Origin of the sequence: Roseovarius amoyensis, assembly GCF_003260265.1 — a bacterium.
Lineage (GTDB): Bacteria > Pseudomonadota > Alphaproteobacteria > Rhodobacterales > Rhodobacteraceae > Roseovarius > Roseovarius amoyensis.
On sequence record NZ_QITQ01000006.1, the window covers coordinates 84,627 to 103,865 of the forward strand.

The 19,239-nt window shown below is 67.2% G+C and carries 18 protein-coding genes; 9 read left to right on the forward strand and 9 right to left on the reverse strand.

All coding sequences use genetic code 11. The features are described from left to right. Positions 1 to 16 precede the first annotated feature (16 nt). Positions 17 to 838, forward strand: coding sequence for a protein-disulfide reductase DsbD domain-containing protein (locus DL899_RS07450; RefSeq protein ID WP_111733579.1), 822 nt, complete (start codon positions 17 to 19; stop codon positions 836 to 838). Here the strand turns inward: DL899_RS07450 and DL899_RS07455 are convergent. The 6 genes from DL899_RS07455 to DL899_RS07480 all read right to left on the reverse strand — a co-directional run bounded on the left by DL899_RS07455 (position 817) and on the right by DL899_RS07480 (position 8,349). Next, positions 817 to 4,227, reverse strand: a complete 3,411-nt coding sequence (locus tag DL899_RS07455) for an efflux RND transporter permease subunit (protein WP_111733423.1) — start codon at positions 4,225 to 4,227, stop codon at positions 817 to 819. The two genes, DL899_RS07450 and DL899_RS07455, sit on opposite strands and share 22 nt — an antisense overlap. Positions 4,228 to 4,230: 3 nt before the next feature. Further along, on the reverse strand, positions 4,231 to 5,703 hold the full coding sequence (locus DL899_RS07460) for an efflux RND transporter periplasmic adaptor subunit (protein ID WP_111733580.1): 1,473 nt from the start codon (positions 5,701 to 5,703) through the stop codon (positions 4,231 to 4,233). A 103-nt stretch (positions 5,704 to 5,806) separates the two neighbouring features. Further along, the gene (gene moaB, locus DL899_RS07465; protein ID WP_111733425.1) at positions 5,807 to 6,349 is read right to left on the reverse strand and encodes a molybdenum cofactor biosynthesis protein B; all 543 of its coding nucleotides are present in this window, start codon (positions 6,347 to 6,349) and stop codon (positions 5,807 to 5,809) included. Between the two features lie 4 nt (positions 6,350 to 6,353). Continuing rightward, a complete protein-coding gene (locus DL899_RS07470; protein WP_111733427.1) occupies positions 6,354 to 6,974 on the reverse strand; it encodes a LysE family translocator in 621 nt (206 codons plus the stop codon). Next, positions 6,971 to 7,570 (reverse strand): metallophosphoesterase family protein, encoded by a 600-nt coding sequence (locus DL899_RS07475; RefSeq protein WP_111733429.1) that lies wholly within the window; start codon positions 7,568 to 7,570, stop codon positions 6,971 to 6,973. The genes DL899_RS07470 and DL899_RS07475 overlap by 4 nt, the downstream gene beginning before the upstream one ends. Beyond that, complete coding sequence (locus DL899_RS07480) at positions 7,567 to 8,349, reverse strand: uracil-DNA glycosylase (protein WP_111733431.1); 783 nt, start codon at positions 8,347 to 8,349, stop codon at positions 7,567 to 7,569. Before DL899_RS07480 ends, DL899_RS07475 begins: the two co-directional genes overlap by 4 nt. A 111-nt stretch (positions 8,350 to 8,460) precedes the next feature. On the opposite strand from DL899_RS07480, the gene DL899_RS07485 reads away from it, so the two are divergent. The 4 genes from DL899_RS07485 to plsY are packed head-to-tail and all read left to right on the forward strand — an operon-like array spanning position 8,461 to position 11,858. Next, positions 8,461 to 9,423 carry an aspartate carbamoyltransferase catalytic subunit gene (locus DL899_RS07485; protein WP_111733433.1) on the forward strand — a complete coding sequence of 321 codons (963 nt, stop codon included), beginning with the start codon at positions 8,461 to 8,463 and terminating at the stop codon, positions 9,421 to 9,423. After that, the gene (locus tag DL899_RS07490; protein ID WP_111733435.1) at positions 9,420 to 9,959 is read left to right on the forward strand and encodes a hypothetical protein; all 540 of its coding nucleotides are present in this window, start codon (positions 9,420 to 9,422) and stop codon (positions 9,957 to 9,959) included. The genes DL899_RS07485 and DL899_RS07490 overlap by 4 nt, the downstream gene beginning before the upstream one ends. 19 nt (positions 9,960 to 9,978) lie before the next feature. Then, positions 9,979 to 11,253: a dihydroorotase gene (gene pyrC / locus DL899_RS07495; RefSeq protein WP_111733437.1), complete on the forward strand. Its 1,275-nt coding sequence runs from the start codon at positions 9,979 to 9,981 to the stop codon at positions 11,251 to 11,253. After that, entirely contained in the window at positions 11,253 to 11,858 is a 606-nt protein-coding gene (gene plsY, locus DL899_RS07500) for a glycerol-3-phosphate 1-O-acyltransferase PlsY (protein ID WP_111733439.1), read from the forward strand. The genes pyrC and plsY overlap by 1 nt, the downstream gene beginning before the upstream one ends. A gap of 331 nt (positions 11,859 to 12,189) precedes the next feature. On the opposite strand, the gene DL899_RS07505 is transcribed toward plsY, so the two are convergent. The 3 genes from DL899_RS07505 to DL899_RS07515 form a co-directional block, all read right to left on the reverse strand. Then, a complete protein-coding gene (locus DL899_RS07505) occupies positions 12,190 to 13,560 on the reverse strand; it encodes a glutamate--cysteine ligase (RefSeq protein ID WP_111733441.1) in 1,371 nt (456 codons plus the stop codon). A 66-nt stretch (positions 13,561 to 13,626) separates the two neighbouring features. Continuing rightward, positions 13,627 to 14,157, reverse strand: a complete 531-nt coding sequence (locus tag DL899_RS07510) for a hypothetical protein (RefSeq protein ID WP_111733443.1) — start codon at positions 14,155 to 14,157, stop codon at positions 13,627 to 13,629. After that, on the reverse strand, positions 14,154 to 14,882 hold the full coding sequence (locus DL899_RS07515; RefSeq protein ID WP_111733445.1) for a 16S rRNA (uracil(1498)-N(3))-methyltransferase: 729 nt from the start codon (positions 14,880 to 14,882) through the stop codon (positions 14,154 to 14,156). The genes DL899_RS07510 and DL899_RS07515 overlap by 4 nt, the downstream gene beginning before the upstream one ends. A gap of 12 nt (positions 14,883 to 14,894) precedes the next feature. On the opposite strand from DL899_RS07515, the gene ubiA reads away from it, so the two are divergent. From ubiA to DL899_RS07535, 4 genes are all read left to right on the forward strand, one after another. Next, complete coding sequence (gene ubiA / locus DL899_RS07520; protein ID WP_111733447.1) at positions 14,895 to 15,860, forward strand: 4-hydroxybenzoate octaprenyltransferase; 966 nt, start codon at positions 14,895 to 14,897, stop codon at positions 15,858 to 15,860. Between the two features lie 61 nt (positions 15,861 to 15,921). Next, positions 15,922 to 17,919 carry an OmpA family protein gene (locus DL899_RS07525; RefSeq protein ID WP_111733450.1) on the forward strand — a complete coding sequence of 666 codons (1,998 nt, stop codon included), beginning with the start codon at positions 15,922 to 15,924 and terminating at the stop codon, positions 17,917 to 17,919. Continuing rightward, entirely contained in the window at positions 17,906 to 18,229 is a 324-nt protein-coding gene (locus DL899_RS07530; RefSeq protein ID WP_111733452.1) for a hypothetical protein, read from the forward strand. The genes DL899_RS07525 and DL899_RS07530 overlap by 14 nt, the downstream gene beginning before the upstream one ends. Before the next feature lie 64 nt (positions 18,230 to 18,293). Further along, positions 18,294 to 19,238 carry a DMT family transporter gene (locus DL899_RS07535; RefSeq protein ID WP_239494636.1) on the forward strand — a complete coding sequence of 315 codons (945 nt, stop codon included), beginning with the start codon at positions 18,294 to 18,296 and terminating at the stop codon, positions 19,236 to 19,238. Position 19,239 lies beyond the last annotated feature (1 nt).

Consider the following 19,239-nt stretch of genomic DNA (forward strand, 5'->3'; position numbering starts at 1 on the left):
GGCCCATTTCGGGGGCATGTTCAGACGGATCGTTCAACTCTCTTTCGCTGTTTTTATTGTGGCGCTTTTGGCGGCAACGGGGCCGGCGCGCGCCCAGCAGGCCTCCGACATGGTCGATGTGCGGCTGCTGCCCGGCTGGCGCACTGCCGAGGGGCTGCATATCGCTGCCATCGAAATGCGGCTGCGGCCGGGCTGGATGACCTATTGGCGCGCGCCCGGCGATGCCGGCATCCCGCCGGAATTCGACTGGCGCCGCTCGAAGAACCTGACCGGAGTCGAAATCGTCTGGCCCACGCCCACCATCCGCGACAAGGGCGGGCTGCGCACGATCGGCTACAGCGACGTTCTGATCCTGCCCATCCGGGTTCTGCCCGTGCGTGCCGGGGGTGACGTGATGCTGAAGGGGCGCATCGAGATGGGCGTGTGCAGCGATATCTGCGTGCCTGTCGATGTCCGTGTGTCCGGGCAGTTGCCAAAGGCCCCGGCCAAGCCTGATCCGCGCATCGCCGCGGCGCTGGCCAACCGCCCCGACACCGCGGCAGAGGCCGGGGTGCGCGCCGTCACCTGCAGCATCTCGCCCATCGACGGCGGGCTGGGCCTGCGGGCAGAGGTCGATATGCCCGGCGCCGCTGGGTACGAGGCCGCGGTGATCGAGGTCGACAACCCGCAGATATGGGTCGCGCCCGCGAAGATGAGCCATCAAGGCAACCGGCTGATCGCCAATACCCGCCTTTACCATGCTGAGGGCCGGTCGTTTGCGCTGGATCGTTCGGGCGTTCGCATCACCGTCCTGGGGAATTCGCGCGCCGTCGACATTCAGGGCTGCACCGCCGGTTGAGAGCGCCCGCGCAGCCGCCACAGCCCCGCACCTGCCAGCATCAGCAGCAGGAACACCCCGACCCCTGCAAGATACAGCACGAAGGCAGAGGTCAGCGGCGAAAGCCCGGCTGCGGGCACCATAGCGGCCAGCGGCGCCGGCAGGGCGCCATTGACCAGCGTCACGCCCATCGTCGCCGCCAGCCAGCCGATTGTCACCAGCAGCGCCATACCAAGGCCCAGCCGCAGCCCCCGCGCACGGCGCACGCGCAGCGCCCGCCGCAACGCTACCCGGTGCCGGGACAGGTCTTGCTGAATGGCGATCAGCGCCGGCACCAGCACCAGCACAAGCACCATGCCGAACCCCAGCCCATAGACCAGCGTGATCACCGTCGGTTTCAGGAACTGCGCCTGCACCGAGCGTTCGAACAACAGCGGCGCCAGACCCAGCACCGTGGTCAGGGTGGTCAACATCACCGGCCGCAGACGGTCGGCGGTGCCTTCGATGATCGCCGGGATGATGCCGCGTTCCTGCGCGTGCTCGTCGATCGTGGTCACCAGCACGATGGAATCGTTGATGATGATCCCGATCATGCCAAGCAGCCCGACCACCGTGAACATGCTGAGCGGCACACCCCATGACCAGTGCCCCCATATCGCGCCCACCAGGCCAAAGGGAATGACCGCCATCACCACCAGCGGCCGCGTCCAGCTGGCAAAGACCCAGACCAGCACCAGGTAGATGCCGCATAGGGTCAGGATCAGGGCGGTGCGCGCGTCCGCCAGGAACTCGCCCTCCTGCTCGGCCAGCCCCGACAGGCGCCAGTCGACCTGGTGCTCGGCCTTGATGCGGGGCAGGATGTCGCTTTCCACAATGCGCGTGATCTCGGCGGCGCGGGCGGGATCGTCCTCGGCGATGTCGCCGGTTACGCTGACCTTTGCGATGCCGTTCTCGCGGCGGATGGTGGAAAAGCCGGTGCTGCGCTGAACGCTGACGATATCGGCCAGGGGAACATAGCCACCCAACGGGGTGCGCATCTGCATCCGTTCCAGGAAATCGGCGGTCAGTTCGTCCTCGGGCAGTTCCACCCGCACCTCGGCGCTGCGCGGCCCATCCGGATAGGTGGCGGCCTCGATCCCGGTGAGACGATTGCGCAGGACGCGGCCCAGATCGCCGATGGAAAAGCCCAGCGCCTGCCCCTGCGGGGTCAGATCGAGGATCAGTTCGTCTTTGTCATAGGCCAGGTCGTCCTCGACCGCCGACACCTCGGGATACTGTTCAAGCGCGGTCTTCAGCGCCTCGGCGGCGGCTTTCAGCCTTTCGGGCGAGGCGCCGTGAAGCTCGACATCCAGCGCGTCGCCGCCGGGGCCCGAGCGCCAGCCGCGAAAGCTGACCGCCTCGGCCATCGGATGCGGCTGCACGCGGCGCTGCAACTCGGCGGCAAAGGCAAAACCGGAATAGGGGCGCAGGTCGGCGTCGATCAGCTCGATCGAGATGCCGCCCAGCTGGTCGGGGTCCTTGGTGTCGGCTCCGGCAAGGCCCGACCCGCTGTTGCCGCCGACCTCGGCCAGCACGAAGTCCAGCGGATTGGGGCCGCCATGGCGTTCGGCGTATTCGGCGCCCAGTTCCTCGGTCGCGCGCTGCATCTCGCGCATCATCGCCATGCTGTCGGCGCGGGTGGCCCCCGGCGCCATCATGAAGTTGCCTGAGATGCTGCTGCGTTCGGGCGCGTTGAAGAAACGCCAGACCACGTCGCCCCGGATGAACATCGCCGCCTGCGTCGCCAACAACGCGATGATGCAGGCCACCACCGGATAGCGTGCGCGCACGATCAGCGCCACGAGCGGGCGAAACAGCCTGTCGCGCACCCAGACAAAGCCACGGTTCACCACCCGGCTGGGCCAGTCATACCAGTGCGTCTGCCCGGCATGGGCCAGGGCATGCGCCATGTGGCTGGGCAGGATCAGAAAGCACTCGACCAGCGATGCCGTGAGCACCGCGATCACCGTCAGGGGAATGTCGACAATCATGTCGCCGAAGCGGCCGCCGATGGCGGCGAGGCCGAAAAAGGCGATGATGGTGGTCAGCGTGGCCGAAAAGACCGGCAACGCCATGCGCCGCGCCGCGCGTTCGGCGGCGACGACCGGGCCTTCGCCCAGCCGCCCGACACGGGCATCGGCATGTTCGCCCACCACGATGGCGTCATCGACAATCATCCCCAGCGTGATGATCAGCGCAAAGAGCGAAATCATGTTGAGCGTCAGCCCCGCGACATACATCAGCGCCACCGTCGCCAGCAGCGCCACGGGAATGCCGGCGGCCACCCAGAACGCGGTGCGCGCATTGAGGAACAGGAACAGCAGCGCCAGCACCAGCCCCAGCCCGGTCAGCCCGTTATCCAGCAGCAGGTTCAGCCGGCCCGATATGGCCTCGGACCGGGTGCGGATCAGCGACATTTCCACGCCCTGCGGCAGGCTGCTTTGCAACTGGGCGACGACCTCTTCGACCTGGTGCTGGATGCCGATGGCGTCGCCCTGGGCGGATCGTTCCACCTGAACCGACATCGCCGGGTTGTCGCCCACGAAATACTGCCGGTCGCGCGCGGCGCCCTCGACGACGATGCGCGCCACGTCGCCCACGGTCAGCCGGCTGCCGTCGCGCTGTGATCGCAGGGTTATGGCGGCAATGTCGGCGGCGGAGCGCTTTTGTGCGCCAGTGCGCACGCGCATGTTGGCGTCGCCGACATCGCCCGCGGGGTCGGCATCGACCTCGGCGCCGACGGCCTCGGCTATCTCGGCCATGGTGATGTCGTGGGCGATCAGATTGACCGACGCCACCTCGACCACGATCCGGGGTGCGGCCAGACCGCGGATGATGGTGCGAGTCACCCCGGCATCGAACAGCCGCGCGACCAGTTCGTCGGCAAAGCGGCCCAGCTGTTCGGGCGCGACGGGGCCCGAAATGACAACATTCGTCACCCCGTCGCGCCAGTTGCCCCGTCGGATCACCGGCTCGTCTGCGTCCTCGGGCAGGGTTGTGACGGTATCGACGGCGGCCTGCACCTCGTCGGCGGCGCGGCCCATGTCCCAGCCGGGTTCGAATTCCAGCGCGATGGTGGTGATGCTCTCACGGCTGGTGGCGCTGCTTGTCTCGACCCCCTCGACCGCCCGCAACACCGGTTCGAGCACCTGCACGACGCCGGCATCCATATCCTCGGGGCTTGCCCCCTCCCATGTGATCGAGACAGTGACGTTGTCGATTACCACATCGGGAAAGAACTGCGCCCGCATCTGCGGCGCCGCCGACAGCCCAAGAATCACCATCATCGCCATCAGCAGATTGGCGGCGGTGGGGTGGCGGGTGAAATATGAAAGGACGCCGGAAACCTTGGGCGAGGGGGTGCGCGTCATCGCCTAGCCTCCCATGCGCTGTTCAAGACCTTCGACCACGCGTACGGGCACGCGTTCCTGCTCGAGCGTGCTCAGCAGGCGCTGCCTTGCCATCGCGCTGATCTCGGGGCTGGTGCGCACAAAGCTCATCAGCCGCGCGCGGCGTTCGTCGCTCAGCTGCAGCGTGGTATCGGTGCCGATGTCCGGCTTGCTGCGCAGCGCATCCGGTTGCAGCGCGATCGGGCGCACCTTCAGCCCCGCGCCCTGCAGCGGCGTGCGTTCGGCCACCACTCGCGCCCCGGGCAGCCCGTCGCCGCGCACCAGGATGTCGTTGCCCTGGCGGCGCAACAGCGTGACCGGCAGCGCCGCAAGGCGTTCATCATCGGAAACAACCAGCACCGTGCCGTCTGCCCCCAGCGCCGCCGCGGGCAGGCGTACGCTGCGTTCCAGCGGGGATTCCTCGATTTCGACCGTGACGAAATCACCGGGTTTCAGCGCCGGTGCCTCGTAGAGCCGGGCAAAGACCAGTCGTCCGGTGCGGTCTTCGCCGACGGTGGCGGCCTCGCGGCTGATCACGCCCTTCGCGGTCAGCTCGAGCCCATGCATGCTGAGCCGGGCAACGACCGGCGCCCGTATCAGCACGCCGGTTTCGTCCACCAGCCGGGCATATTGCGCTGCCGATACCCGAAAGGCGACCTCCAGCGCGGTGCCGTCGACCAGTGTGCCCAGCTTTTCGTTGACCGAGACCAGCCGCCCCTCGACCACCGAAACGTCGCTCAGCGTGCCGGAAAACCCGGCCTTGATGCGGGTGTCCTCCAGCCGGCGCTCGGCCTCGTCGAGCGCGATTTTCGAGCGCGCCAGCCGGGTTTCGGCCAGGCTGACCCGGGCCTCGGCCAGCGCCAGTCCCTGGCGGGCGGCGATCACCGCCTGACGCGCCTGCGCCGCCGCCAGCCCCGCGGTTTCGACTGCCGCCGCGGTGCCGACGCCGCGCGCCTCCAGGTCGACCTGCCGGCGATAGGCGGTTTCGCGCAGGGCGGCCTGTTCCCCTGCGGCGGCAAGTTCTTCGCCAGCCAGTTCCAGCGCGCGACGGGCGTCGCGCTCCTCGGCCTGTGAATCGGTCAGTTCCGTTTGCGCCCGGCTCAGCGCGAATTCGGCATCGGCCGGGTCGACCAGGGCCAGGATGTCGCCCTCTCTGACGGTGCCGCCTTCCTCGAAATTCTCGGCCAGCATCACCAGCGTACCTGCGGCCTTGGCTCGGATTTCCAGCGTCCGGCGGCTGAGCACCTCGCCATAGGCCGTCAGCACCGGCGTATGCGTGCCCTCGCGCGCCTCTATGACGCTGACGGTAAAGACCCTTTCCTGCCGTTCGGGAATGGCGGGGGTGTCGTTCATGCGCGCGCGCACCGCCTCGATCACGGTTTGCGCCGCGAAACCGAGAATCCCAAGGGTAAGCGCCAGGAGAAACAGACCTGTCAGACTGTGGCGCAAAAATCGCATCCGGCGTATCGACCCCATCTTGCCCGGCAGGTCCGGGTCATGAAACAATGTAGGTAAACCCGGCATAAAGCCAAGTTTAGGGGGGGTTATACGTGCCGCCGGGTCATTTCCGTCGCAAATGTTCGTCCAGCCGTGGCATTATCTCGACAAAGTTGCAGGGCCCGTGGCGGTAATCCAGCTGCGGACCCAGTATTTCGTCCCAGGCATCCTTGCAGGCGCCGGGGCTGCCGGGCAGGGCAAAAAGATATGTTCCCCCCGCCACACCGGCTGTGGCCCGCGACTGTACCGCGCTGGTACCGATTTTCTGATACGAGACCATGGTAAAGACCGTGCCGAAGGCGTCGATCTCTTTCTCATAAACGTCGCGATGGGCCTCGACGGTCACGTCGCGCCCGGTCAGGCCGGTGCCCCCGGTCGAAATAACCACGTCGACGCCGTCGCTGGCGACCCATCCGCGCAGCTGTGCCGCGATCTGGTCGCGCTCATCACGCACGATCACCCGGTCGGCAAGGGTATGGCCCGCCGCCTCGATCCGGTCGGCCAGCACGTCGCCTGACCGGTCCTGCGTGGCGTCGCGGGTGTCGGATACCGTCAGCACGGCGATGCGCACGGGGATAAAGGGGTTGTCATCGGCGATGCGGCTCATCGGGTCAGGTCCTTTCGATCAGGGCCAGGCGCAAGGCGAGGCCCGTAAAGATGGCGGCACAGACATAGCCGATACCGCGAGAGAAGGCGGGCGATGTGGCCATGCGCCGGCCCAGCCCCCCGGCAAAGATCCCGACCAGCGCGTTGACGATGAAACCGCCCACGGCGATCAGTAATCCCAGGATCAGGAACTGCGTCAGCACTCCGCCGCGCGCGGGGTCGATGAACTGCGGCACGAAGGCCAGCACGAACAAGATCACCTTGGGGTTGGTCAGGTTCACGACCATCCCGTCACGAAAGGCCCGCGTCGGGCGCACCGGCGGTGCGTCGCCCGCCTGCGGCGGGTGGCGCAGCACATGGATGGCCAGCCAGATCAGGTAGGCGACCCCGACCCATCGGATCGCGTCAAAGAACCACGGCAACGCCGCCACGAAGGCGCCCAGCCCCAGCCCTGCCACGGTGACATGCACCATGCCGCCCGCCGCGACGCCGGCGCTGGCGGCCACCGCCGGGCGCGCGCCGGCGCGCAGCCCCTGGCCCAGGCAGAACATCATGTCCGCCCCCGGGGTCAGGTTCAGCGCCAGCGCCGCCGGAACGAAGGCCAGCAATGTCAGCGTGTCGATCATTTCCCGATCTCGAACCAGTTGGGCGTGGGGCCCAGGTTGACGACGCGGGTCGATCCGATTTGGCCCTCGCGGCCCCAGCTGTCATGGATATGACCACACAGCGTCAGTTCCGGCTGGATGCGTGCGATGGCGTCACGAATGGCGGTAGAGCCGACAGACACCCCGTCAGAGGTAACGTCGACCACGCCCTTGGGCGGGGAATGGGTGATCAGGATGTCGGCTTGCGCACAGGTGGCAAGCAACCCGGCCGCCGCTGCCTCGGTCAGATCCCATGACCACGGGCCGAACGGCGTGACCGGCACGCCGCCCCCCAGGCCAAAGAGGTGCAGGCCGCCGATCTCGATGGCTTCTCCATGCAGCACATGCGCCCCCTCGGGGGCCGCTGCGCGCAGTTCCTCGATGCTTTCGGCATTGCCGGGTATCATCACCAACGGCGCGGTCATGCCGGCAAGCAAGCCCATCGCCTCGTCCAGCCCCTGGCGCATGTTGCAGAAATCGCCGGCCCCGATCACTAGATCGGCCTCGTGACTGGCCTCGACGAGGGCGGCGGCGCGGGCGCGCGCAAGGTGCAGGTCGGAAAAGGCGAGTATCTTCATGTTTTTTTCTCCAGTCGTGCCTGCAGCGCCAGCAGGTCCGCCCAAGCGAAACGCTTGTTGTGCGGGTTGCGCAGCAGCCCCGCGGGGTGAAACATCGGCAATACGGGACGGCCCCAGGCCTCTGTCCAGTTGCCGCGGATTTTGGTGATGCCGCGCCGCCCCAATACCGCCTGGCAGCTTATATTGCCCATCAATACCAGTATTTCTGGCGCGGCCAGTGCGACATGGCGCTCGACAAAGGGCAGCATCATGGCGATTTCCTGCGGTGTCGGGTCGCGGTTCTGGGGTGGCCGCCAGGGCAGGATGTTGGTGATATAGACCGCGTGTTCGGGGTCGTCGGCATCGCGTCGTAGCCCGATTTCGGCCAGCATCCGGTCAAGCAACTGCCCGGCGCGGCCGACAAAGGGTTTTCCGCGCATATCCTCGTCGCGGCCCGGTGCCTCGCCCAAGATCATCACCCGCGCGCCGGGCCTGCCATCGGCAAAGACCAGGTTGCGCGCGCCGCGCTTGAGTTCGCAATGCTCATAGGCATCCAGTGCTGCCGCCAGCGCCGCCAGGTCCTGCGCGTCGGCCGCTGCGGCGCGGGCGACGGCGACGGGGTCTTTGTCCGGCGGAACGGCGGCGCGGTGGGGTGCGGCGGGGCTGCGCGCGGCTTTTGGCGCGTCGCGCGGCAGATCGAAGCGGTTGACCGGCATATCCCCGATCGCCTCGGTCGCGCCCAGTTCGATCTGCCAGGCGAGCAGCGCCAGCGCGGTGTGATGATCCAGTGCCGATTCCATGTGTCAGAGGCTATCCTGCCCCGCCGGCACTTGGAACAGGCAAGCGCACGCCGCCTTGCTCCGGCGCGCGGTGCTTTCTATAACCGCACCGTAACCGGACGGGAGCGGCGGATGCAATTTTCACAAACCCACCTGCTGGGGATCGAGCCGCTCTCGCCAGTCGAGATCACCGAGGTGCTGGATCTCGCCGAACAATATGTCGATCTCAACCAGTCAGAGCGCAAGCATGCCGATGCGCTGACCGGGCTTACCCAGATCAACATGTTCTTTGAGAACTCGACCCGAACCCAGGCCAGTTTCGAACTGGCGGGCAAGCGTCTGGGCGCGGACGTGATGAACATGGCGATGCAGGTCAGCAGCCTGAAAAAGGGCGAAACCCTGATCGACACGGCGCTGACGCTGAACGCCATGCACCCCGACCTGCTGGTGGTGCGCCACCCGCATTCCGGCGCGGTCGACCTGCTGGCGCAAAAGGTCAACTGCTCGGTTCTCAACGCCGGTGACGGACGCCACGAACACCCCACCCAGGCGCTGCTGGATGCGCTGACGATTCGGCGCGCCAAGGGGCGGCTGTACCGTCTTTCCATCGCCATCTGCGGCGATATCGCGCACAGCCGCGTGGCGCGGTCGAACATCCTGCTGCTGCAGAAGATGGAAAACCGCGTCCGCCTCATCGGTCCGCCGACGCTGATGCCCGCCGGCATCGCCGATTTCGGGGTCGAGGTGTTCGACGACATGGCCGAGGGGCTGCGCGACGTGGACGTGGTGATGATGCTGCGCCTTCAGCGCGAGCGGATGGATGGCGGTTTCATCCCGTCAGAGCGCGAGTATTACTTTCGCTACGGGTTGGACGCCGAAAAACTGTCGTTTGCCAAACCCGACGCCATCGTCATGCATCCGGGCCCGATGAACCGCGGGGTCGAGATCGACGGCGAGATCGCCGACGACATCAACCGCAGTGTCATTCAGGATCAGGTCGAGATGGGCGTTGCCGTGCGCATGGCGGTGATGGACCTGCTGGCGCGCGGCCTCAGGGCGCGTCGGCGCGAAGCGGGCAAAGGGGTAATGGCATGAGCGAGCGCATTCATATCCGCGCAGGCGACAGCGGGCGGGTCTGGGTCTTTGCGGTCGATCTGGACCCGGCAGAGCTGGAGGCCTTCAAGCGGCGCAACGGCCGCTGGCCGCTGCGCGATGCGCTGGGGGCCGAGGTTCTCGACCCGGACGATGTGGAGGTTTTTCTGGTCTCGGACCTGCAGGGGATAGGGCTTTCGGGTTACCTCGAACAGGGGCACGGCATCGCCGCCGCCGACCTGGAGGGGCTGCGCGAGCGGCTCGATGCACAAAAAGGCGCGGTTTTGGTGCTGACTTCGCGCGCCCTCAGGGACCGCGAACAGACCCTCAGCCCGCGCGCGCCGCTCAGGCTGTTGGCCAGCCTTGCCGAAGACCGCCCGCCCGTCACGTTCGAGCCGCTGCCATCCGAGGCGGCCACCGGCACCGTGGCGTCCGCCACTGCCGGCCCCGCGCCACGCGGCGGACAGGGCCGGCTGGGCGCGCTGATTTTGGTGGCGGTGGTGATCCTGGCGGTGCTGGCCGTAGTGGTGGCGATATGAACACGGGAAGGTCCAGCGCATGAAAACCCTCTTCACCAACGCCCGTCTGGTCGACCCCGAGGCCGGCACCGATGCGCCGGGCTGGCTGCTGGTCGAGGATGGTGTGATCGGGGGCAGGGGAAACGATGCCCCGCCAGAGGGCGGCGAGCGTGTCGATTGCGGCGGCAAGTGCCTGGCCCCCGGTATTGTCGATATCGGCGTCAAGGTCTGCGAGCCGGGCGAGCGGCACAAGGAAAGCTATCGCTCCGCCGGGCTGGCCGCTGCCGCCGGGGGCGTGACCACGATGGTGACGCGCCCCGACACCACGCCCGCCATCGACAACCCCGAGACGCTGGAATTCGTCGCCCGCCGCGCCAATGCCGCCGCCCCCGTCAACGTGCTGCCGATGGCGGCGCTGACCAAGGGGCGCGAGGGCCGCGAGATGACCGAGATCGGTTTCCTGATGGATGCCGGCGCGGTGGCCTTTACCGATTGCGACCGGGTGGTGAGCGATACCAAGGTTCTGTCGCGGGCGCTGATCTATGCCCGGGGTTGCGGTGCGCTGGTCATTGCCCACCCGCAGGATCGGGGGCTGTCGGCCGCGGCCGCCGCCACCTCTGGCAAATTCGCCTCGCTCAAGGGCCTGCCGGCGGTGTCGCCGATGGCAGAGCGCATGGGCCTTGATCGCGATATCGCGCTGATCGAGATGACGCAGGCGCGCTATCACGCCGACCAGATCACCACCGCCCGCGCCCTGCCAGCGCTGGAACGCGCCAAGCGCAACGGGCTGGACATCACCGCCGGAACCTCGGTCCATCACCTGACGCTCAACGAGTTCGACGTCGCCGATTACCGTACCTTTTTCAAGGTCAAGCCGCCGCTCAGGTCAGAGGACGACCGCCAGGCGGTGGTTGCCGCGCTGCGCGAGGGGCTGATCGACATCATCAGCTCGATGCACACCCCCCAGGACGAAGAAAGCAAGCGCCTGCCCTATGAAGAGGCCGCAAGCGGCGCGGTGGCGCTGGAAACCCTGCTGCCGGCAGTGCTGCGGCTCTATCATTCGGCCGATCTGACGTTGCCGCAACTGTTCCGCGCGCTGTCGCTCAATCCCGCGCGCCGACTGGGGCTGGATGCCGGGCGGCTGGCCAAGGGCGCGCCGGCTGACTTGGTGCTGTTCGACCCCGAAACGCCTTTCGTGCTGGACCGCTGGCAGCTCAGGTCCAAGTCCAAGAACACCCCCTTTGACGGGCAGCGCATGCAGGGGCGGGTGCTGGGCACCTGGGTGGGCGGCAAGCGCGTTCACGGGGCCGCCTGATGCCGGCGCTGGAAACACCCGACGCGTTGTTGCTGCTCTGGGCGACACTGGGGTATCTGTTGGGCTCGGTGCCCTTCGGGTTGCTCATCAGCCGCTGGCTGGGGCTGGGTAACCTGCGCCAGATCGGATCGGGCAATATCGGGGCGACCAACGTTCTGCGCACCGGCTCGAAACGCGCGGCGGCGGCGACGCTGGTGCTGGACGGTGCCAAGGGCGCGGCTGCGGTGCTGCTGGCGCGGGCCTTTGCGGCCGAGGATGCTGTGCAGGTCGCCGGGCTGGCCGCGTTTCTGGGCCATTGCTTTCCGGTCTGGCTGGGCTTTCGCGGTGGCAAGGGTGTTGCGACTTTCCTCGGCCTTTGGCTGGCGCTGGCCTGGCCGGTGGGTCTGGCCTGTTGCGCAAGCTGGGCCGTGGCGGCGGCGGTCACGCGGGTCTCGTCGATGGGGGCGCTGATGGCGGCGGCGCTGTCGACGATCTGGCTGTTCCTGTTCGGCTATACCGACACATTCGCGCTGGGCGTCGTGCTGACGCTGCTGGTCTTTGCCCGCCACCGGGCCAATATCGTGCGGCTCAGGGCGGGAACCGAGCCGAAGATCGGGCAGAAATAGGCCGGGCCTTTTCGCAAGGCGCCCATCGACGGGCCGTGGTGCGGTGACGTGACGGTGGCGTTCGCACGGTGTGAATGGGGTGGTGATTGCGCCGAAGCCAATGCCCGGAACAAGCCGCGCTCTGCGCGGCGCCGGGCAGCGCCCGACCGCCCCGATGTGCGGGCGCTTTTGCAACGGATGCAAACAGTCCCAACGCCCGGTGTGGCGGCGCCATAAATTTACACAGCTAGACCGTCGGCGCGCCCACCCGCGGCCGGGCGCCGCCCGGCGGAACAAGGAAAAGTGGCGAACCTTTGAGGATGGCTTACCGGCCCCGCGAACTTGCCGATAATCAGTAGCTGTATTCGGCGTAGATCCGGCTCAGATCGCCGTCCCATTCGCCGTGATACTTCGCCAGCAATTCATCGGCGGGCACCTGGCCCGATTCCACGCTTTCCTTCAGCGCGTTCAGGAAATGGGTTTCGTCTGCGATCATGCCGCCCGCGCCCTTGTGCGCCCGCGCCCTTAGTCCGGCCTCGGAAATCTCCAACACCTCGCGCGCCAGGTCGTGCATGCGGATATCGCCCACCACCGCGTCCAGCGCGTCCACGCTGGCGGCGACCCTCAGCGCCTCGCGCGTTTCGGCGTTCCAGCCCTTGGCCAGGTCCCAGGCCGCGTCCAGCGACGCCTGGTCATACATCAGCCCGGTCCAGAAGGCCGGCAGCGCGCACAGCCGCCGCCACGGCCCGCCATCGGCGCCGCGCATTTCCATGAATTGCTTGATCCGCGCCTCGGGAAAGATCGTGGTCAGGTGGTCGGCCCAGTCCGACAGGGTCGGCGTCTCGCCCGGCAGCGCCGGCAACTCGCCCTTGAGGAAATCGCGGAACGACTGGCCGAGCGCGTCGATATAGTTTCCGTCGCGATAGACGAAATACATTGGCACATCGAGCGCGTAATCCACCCACGCCTCGAACCCGAAGCCGTCATCGAACACGAAGGGCAGCATGCCGGTGCGGTCGGCGTCGAGATCGCGCCAGACGCGCGAGCGCCACGACTTGTGCCCGCAAGGCTTGCCCTCGAAGAACGGCGAATTGGCGAAAAGCGCGGTCGCCACCGGCTGCAGCGCCAGCGCGACACGCAGCTTTTGCACCATGTCGGCCTCGGACCCGAAGTCGAGGTTCACCTGCACCGTGCAGGTGCGGTACATCATCGCCTTGCCCAGGGTGCCGACGCGATCCATGTAATCGGTCATCAGCCGATAGCGCCCCTTGGGCATCATCGGCATGTCCTCGTGTTTCCAGATCGGTGCCGCGCCCAGCCCGATAAATCCCACGCCGACGGCGTCGGCGATGTCCTTGACGTCGGCCAGGTGGGCGTTCACCTCGTTGCAGGTCTCATGGATGGTTTCCAGCGGCGCGCCCGACAGTTCCAGCTGTCCACCCGGTTCGAGGCTGACATTGGCGCCATCCTTTTCCAGCCCGATCAGGTTGCCGGCCTCGGTCAGCGGCGCCCAGCCGTGGCGGTCGCGCAGGCCCTCGAGCACGGCCAGGATCGAGCGTTCACCGGCATAGGGCAGCGGTTTGAGCGTGTCCTTGCAATAGCCGAACTTCTCGTGCTCGGTGCCGATCCGCCAGTTCTGGCGCGGCTTGCAGCCGGATTCGAGATATTCGGCCAGTTGATCGCGGCTTTCGATCGGCCCGCCGCCGGTCTGGGGAATGGACATGTGGCTGGCCTCCTTGCGCGGATTGGGTCGAACGGCTGTGACAACTGGCGCTATTCGGTCAAAGTGTCAATGCAGGCGGGCAATGCTCGCGCCAGCGTGACCGGCGCGGCGCCAGAGCGGTACCGCCTGCGGTCCCCGTTGCCGCAGCGCGCTCAGCATCCGTTCGGTGCGAAAGCCCGGCAGGGCGGCAAAGGCGTCAAACAGCGCCTCGGCCCCTTCGGCGTTCAGCGGCACATGCAGGTCGGGCTGGCCGGGTTGGGACAACACCCAGTGCCCGGGCCGGCCGGACTGGTCAAGCGTGACCGCGCCGATTTCCGACAATGCCACCGCACCCCCGGTCAGCGGCCCGAAATAGGCAATCCGCCCCTCGTCCACCTGCACCACGCCCGGCCCGCCCGACCCGGTGCGAAACCGCGCCCTTTGCAGCCCGGCCAGCACGAGGGCGGCACCGGCCAGGGCAACAACACCGCCGATCCAGGGCAGGATGCCACTGGTGCCGATCCCCCACCACAGGCCCAGCCCCAGCACGGCAGCGCCCGCCAGCACCTCGCGCCAGCGCCACAGCGTTGCGCGCGCCTCTGGCCGGATCAGGCTCATCCCCAGTCCCCCAGCGCCTGCTGCCAGACGGTAAGCGCGGCGACCGCCGCCGTGTCGGCGCGCAGGATGCGAGGGCCCAGCGCCACCGGATGGGCAAAGGGCAGCGCGCCCAGCTGCGTGCGTTCGGCGGGCGAAAACCCGCCCTCGGGTCCGATCAGGATCGCCCAGGGCGCGCCGGCAAGATCGCCGGGCAGGGCGCAGGCCCCGCCCGCCAGCGCCTCGTCGCAGAACATCAACTGCCGTTCTGCGGGCCAGTCGGTCAGCAGGCGGGACAGGGGCTGCAGTTCCGCCACCTCGGGCACATAGGTGCCGCCGCATTGCTCGGCCGCCTCGACCGCGTGCGCCTGCAGCCGGTCGCGGCGGATGCGCTCTGCATTGGTGAACTCGGTCTGAACCGGCAGGATGCGCGCGGTGCCCATCTCGGCTGCCTTCTCGACAATAAAATCGGTGCGCGCCTTCTTGATCGGCGCGAACAAGAGCCACACGTCGGGCGGGTTTGCCTGCGGTCCGCTTTGCTGTTCGGCTGTCAGGCTGCCGCCGCGCTTGCCCGCCTCGGCAACAGAGGCGCGCCATTCGCCGTCGCGCCCGTTGAACAGCAACACCCCGTCACCCGGCGCCAGGCGCATCACCCCGAAAAGGTAATGCGCCTGGTCGCGGGTCAGGGGAACCGTTTGCCCTTGCCCCAGCAAGTGATCTACATAAAGCCGGACTTTCGCATTCGTCATGAGGGGGAGCTTATGACCGGCAGGGACAAGACGCCAGAGGTCGCAGGCACCGTCGCCGACGCCGTGCGCGGCAACTGGGTCGACCGCCTGGCGCCGCCGCGCACGCGCCCCTATCTGCGGCTCAGCCGCGCCGACCGGCCCATTGGCACATGGCTGTTGCTGCTGCCCTGCTGGTGGGGGCTGTTGCTGTCGATGCTGCATGACGGGCGCGGAGGCTGGTTCGATCTGTGGATCTTTGCCGGCTGCGGTATCGGTGCCGTGCTGATGCGCGGGGCGGGTTGCACCTGGAACGACATCACCGACCGGCATATCGACGGCTCGGTGGCGCGGACAGCCTCGCGCCCGATCCCATCGGGACAGGTCAGCGTCAGGGGCGCGCTGGCATGGCTGGCGGCGCAGGCGCTTGTCGCGCTGCTGATCCTGCTGACCTTCAACAGTGCCGCCATCCTGCTGGGGGTCATTTCGCTGGCGCCGGTGTGCATCTATCCCTTTGCCAAGCGGTTCACCTGGTGGCCGCAGGTCTTTTTGGGGGTCGCGTTCAACTGGGGTGCGCTGCTGGCATGGACGGCCCATTCCGGGCGGCTGGAATGGCCGGCGGTGGTGCTGTATCTCGCCGGTATATCGTGGACTCTGTTCTATGACACCATCTATGCCCACCAGGATACCGAGGATGACGCCCTGATCGGGGTGAAATCCACCGCCCGGCTGTTTGGCGAAAACTCGCCCACCTGGCTGCGGCGTTTTCTGGTCGTGGCTGTCACGTTGCAGGGCATCGCGGTGATCGCCGCGCTGATCGGAGCGTCGCCGCTGGCGATGGCCGTGGCGCTGGCGGGAACATGGGCGTTCGGCTGGCACATGGCGTGGCAGTTGTCGCGCTTCGACATGACCGACAATGACCGCCTGCTGGCACTTTTTCGCTCAAACCGCGATGCGGGGCTCTTGCCCTTGCCGTTTTTCGCCATTGCGCTGCTGCTCTGATTGCACTTGCTCGCCCGGGGGCATAAAACGGCCTGAGCAACGCACAACCGACTGCAAAAGAATGCGCCTTTCCAAGATCTTCGCCATTGCCGGGGTATTCCTGGCCGCCGCGGTGCTCAGCCTTGTCTGCGCACGCTTTGCCGTGGGTGGGATCGAGGATACCACCCGCAACACGGTACGCGACAGGCTGGATGAGAACGGCATGATTTGGACCGAGGTGGACGCCAACGGTCTGCAGGTTTTCCTGGCTGGCACCGCGCCGTCCGAGGCGGCGCGCTTCAAGGCGCTGTCGGTGGCGGGCACGGTCGTGGATGCCGCGCGGGTCATCGACCAGATGCTGGTCGAAGCCCGCGACCGGATCGAGCCGCCCCGCTTTTCGATGGAAATTCTGCGCAACGAGGGCGGGATATCGCTGATCGGGCTGGTGCCTGCAGCGATGGACCGCGAGGCGTTCGTCGCCGAGGTCGAGGATGCGGCGGACGGCGTCCCCGTGGCCGATTTCCTGGAGGCCGCCAATTATCCCCAGCCCGACACCTGGGAGGATGCGACCGATTATGCCCTGCGTTCTCTCAAGCAACTCGAGCGCACCAAGATATCGCTGGACGCCACGCGGGTAGAGATCACCGCGACGACCGACAGCGCCGCGGAAAAAGCCGATATCGAGGCGCGCCTGTCCCGCCGCCGGCCCGAAGGGGTGTCACTGGCGCTGGATATCTCGGCGCCGCGCCCGGTGATCACACCTTTCGCGCTGCGATTCGTGATCGAGGACGGCAAGGTGCGGTTTGACGCTTGTTCGGCCGACACCAAGGTCGCGCGCGAACGCATCATCGCCGCGGCGCGGGCCGCTGGCCTGACCGGGCGGGCGAACTGCCTGATCGGGCTGGGAGTGCCCTCGCCAAGATGGGCGGAGGCGGTGGAAAAGGCCATCGGCGCGCTGGCGGAACTGGGCGGCGGAAAGGTCACGTTCTCGGACGCGGACATCTCGCTTGTCGCGGACGAGACCGTGGAGCAGCGCCAGTTTGACAACGTTATCGGCGGGCTTGACAGCGCACTGCCAGAGGTCTTTGCCCTGCACGCGGTTCTGCCCCGTTCGCCCGACAAGCTGTCTCACGAGGCGCCGGAATTCACCGCCACCCTGTCGCCCGAGGGACTGGTACAGCTGCGCGGGCGTGTGTTCGCGGCCGACCGCGACATGATCGACACCTTTGCAAGGGCGCGGTTTTCGTCCGACGGGGTGCATATGGCGGCGCGTGCCGACGACGACCTGCCCGAAGGCTGGACATTGCGTACCCTGGCCGCGATTGACGCCTTGTCCCGGCTGTCGAACGGCACGGCTTGGGTCTCGCCTGACGAGGTGTCGATCACCGGTTCGACCGGCGAAGCAGACGCCGGTAACGCGATTTCGGGGATGCTGTCGGAAAAGCTGGGAAAGGGCGCACGTTTCAGCATCGACGTCGAGTATGTCGAGGCGCTCGACCCGGTGGCGAGCCTGCCCACCCCCGAGGAATGCGAGGCCCGCATCGCCGAGGTGCAGAAGGAGCACAAGATCACGTTCGAGCCGGGATCGGCCAATATCGACGCCAACGGTTCTGACATCATGGATCAGATCGCCGATATCCTGCGCGAGTGCGGCGAGATCACGCTGGAAATCGGCGGTCACACCGACAGCCAGGGGCGCGAGGTGATGAACCAGCAGCTCAGCCTTTCGCGGGCCGAGACGGTGCTGAACGAATTACGCATGCGGCGGATGCTGACCAGCTCGATCACCGCCGTGGGCTATGGCGAAAGCCGCCCCATTGCCGACAACGACACCGAAGAGGGGCGCGAGGCCAACCGCCGTATCGAGTTCAAGGTGATCGTGCCCGAAGAGGCGGCTGAAGACGCGACCGAGGGGCAGGAGACGCTTGCAACCGGCGGCGAGACGTCGGAAGAACAGGCCGGAACGGATACCGGGGGTGCCGGCGACGGCGAAACGCCGGCCGACGATGGCGAAGCGGCACAGACCGACGCCTCCCCTGATAGCGAAACGCAGGAAGACGGGGCTGATGAACAGGACTGAATTCGTCATCGTGACAGCGATCATCCTATTCGTGGCCTTTTGCCTGGGATGGTTTGCGAACTGGCTTGTGCACCGTTTCATCCGGGTGCCGCATTCGGATGTGGGCGAACTGGAACGGATGGCACAGGAACTGCACGAGGCCGAGGAAACCCGCGACCAGGCGATCACCTATCTGCAACAGCGCGAGGCCGAGCTGACCAACCAGCTGGCCCAGACCGAGGCAGAACTGGCGGCCACGATGGAAGGGCTGCGCGAGGCGCGCCAAGAGGCGGAAATGATGCGCATCGAACTGGAACAGGCGCGATCCTGACCGCCCGTCGTGCGGAAATCCTGCGCGACCGGACAGGCCGGATCGCGGAACCAGGCAACATTGCATGTGCGAAGATGATGATCACATGAGCACGGCCAGCCAGCAGGGCCGGGCGGCGGGGGTCGCCTTTTGCCTGCTGGCGGCGACGGCGTGGGGCACCACCGGCACGGCGGCGACTTTCGCGCCCGATGTGCCCGCCGTGGCCATCGGGGCCGCCGCGATGGGCATCGGCGGCCTGTTGCAGGCGATGATCGCGCTTGGCGCCATCCGGGGCGATCTGCCGCTTCTGGCCCGGCACGGGCGTTTATTGCTGGTCGGCGCGGTGTGCGTGGCGATTTATCCGCTGGCCTTTTACCTGTCGATGCGACTGGCGGGGGTGACCATCGGTACCGTCATTTCGATCGGGTCGGCCCCGGCGATTGCAGCGCTGATTGAAAACCGCATCGAGGGCAGCCGTCTGTCGCGGCGCTGGGCCACGGGCGCGGCGATGGGGATTGCCGGTATCGCCCTGCTTGGCCTGACCGAAGGGGCCGACGAGGGGCTGGCCCCGAATGTGCCGCTGGGCGTTGTTCTCGGGCTCGTCGCCGGTGCGACCTATGCGCTTTATTCATGGTCGGCGCGGCGATTGATGCAGCGCGGCGCGCGGGCGCGCGCGGCAATGGGCGCGACGTTCGGGCTGGGCGGGCTGTTGCTGATGCCGGTCCTTTTGCTGACAGGCGGGCCGTTCCTGGAAAGCGCGTCTAACCTTGCGGTGGGGGCCTATATGGCCCTTGTGCCGATGTTCCTGGGATACATCGCCTATGGCGCCGGCCTGTCGCGCATCCCGTCCAGCCAGGCCACGACGATTTCGCTGTTCGAGCCTATCGTGGCGGCCATGTTGGCCATTGTCGTGGTGGGCGAGCAGCTGCCGCCGCTGGGCTGGCTGGGGATCGGGCTGATCGTCGCCTGCCTTTTCTGGACGGAACTGCCGATCCCCGGCCACTGGCGCCGGTCCTTTCCCTTCAGGTGAC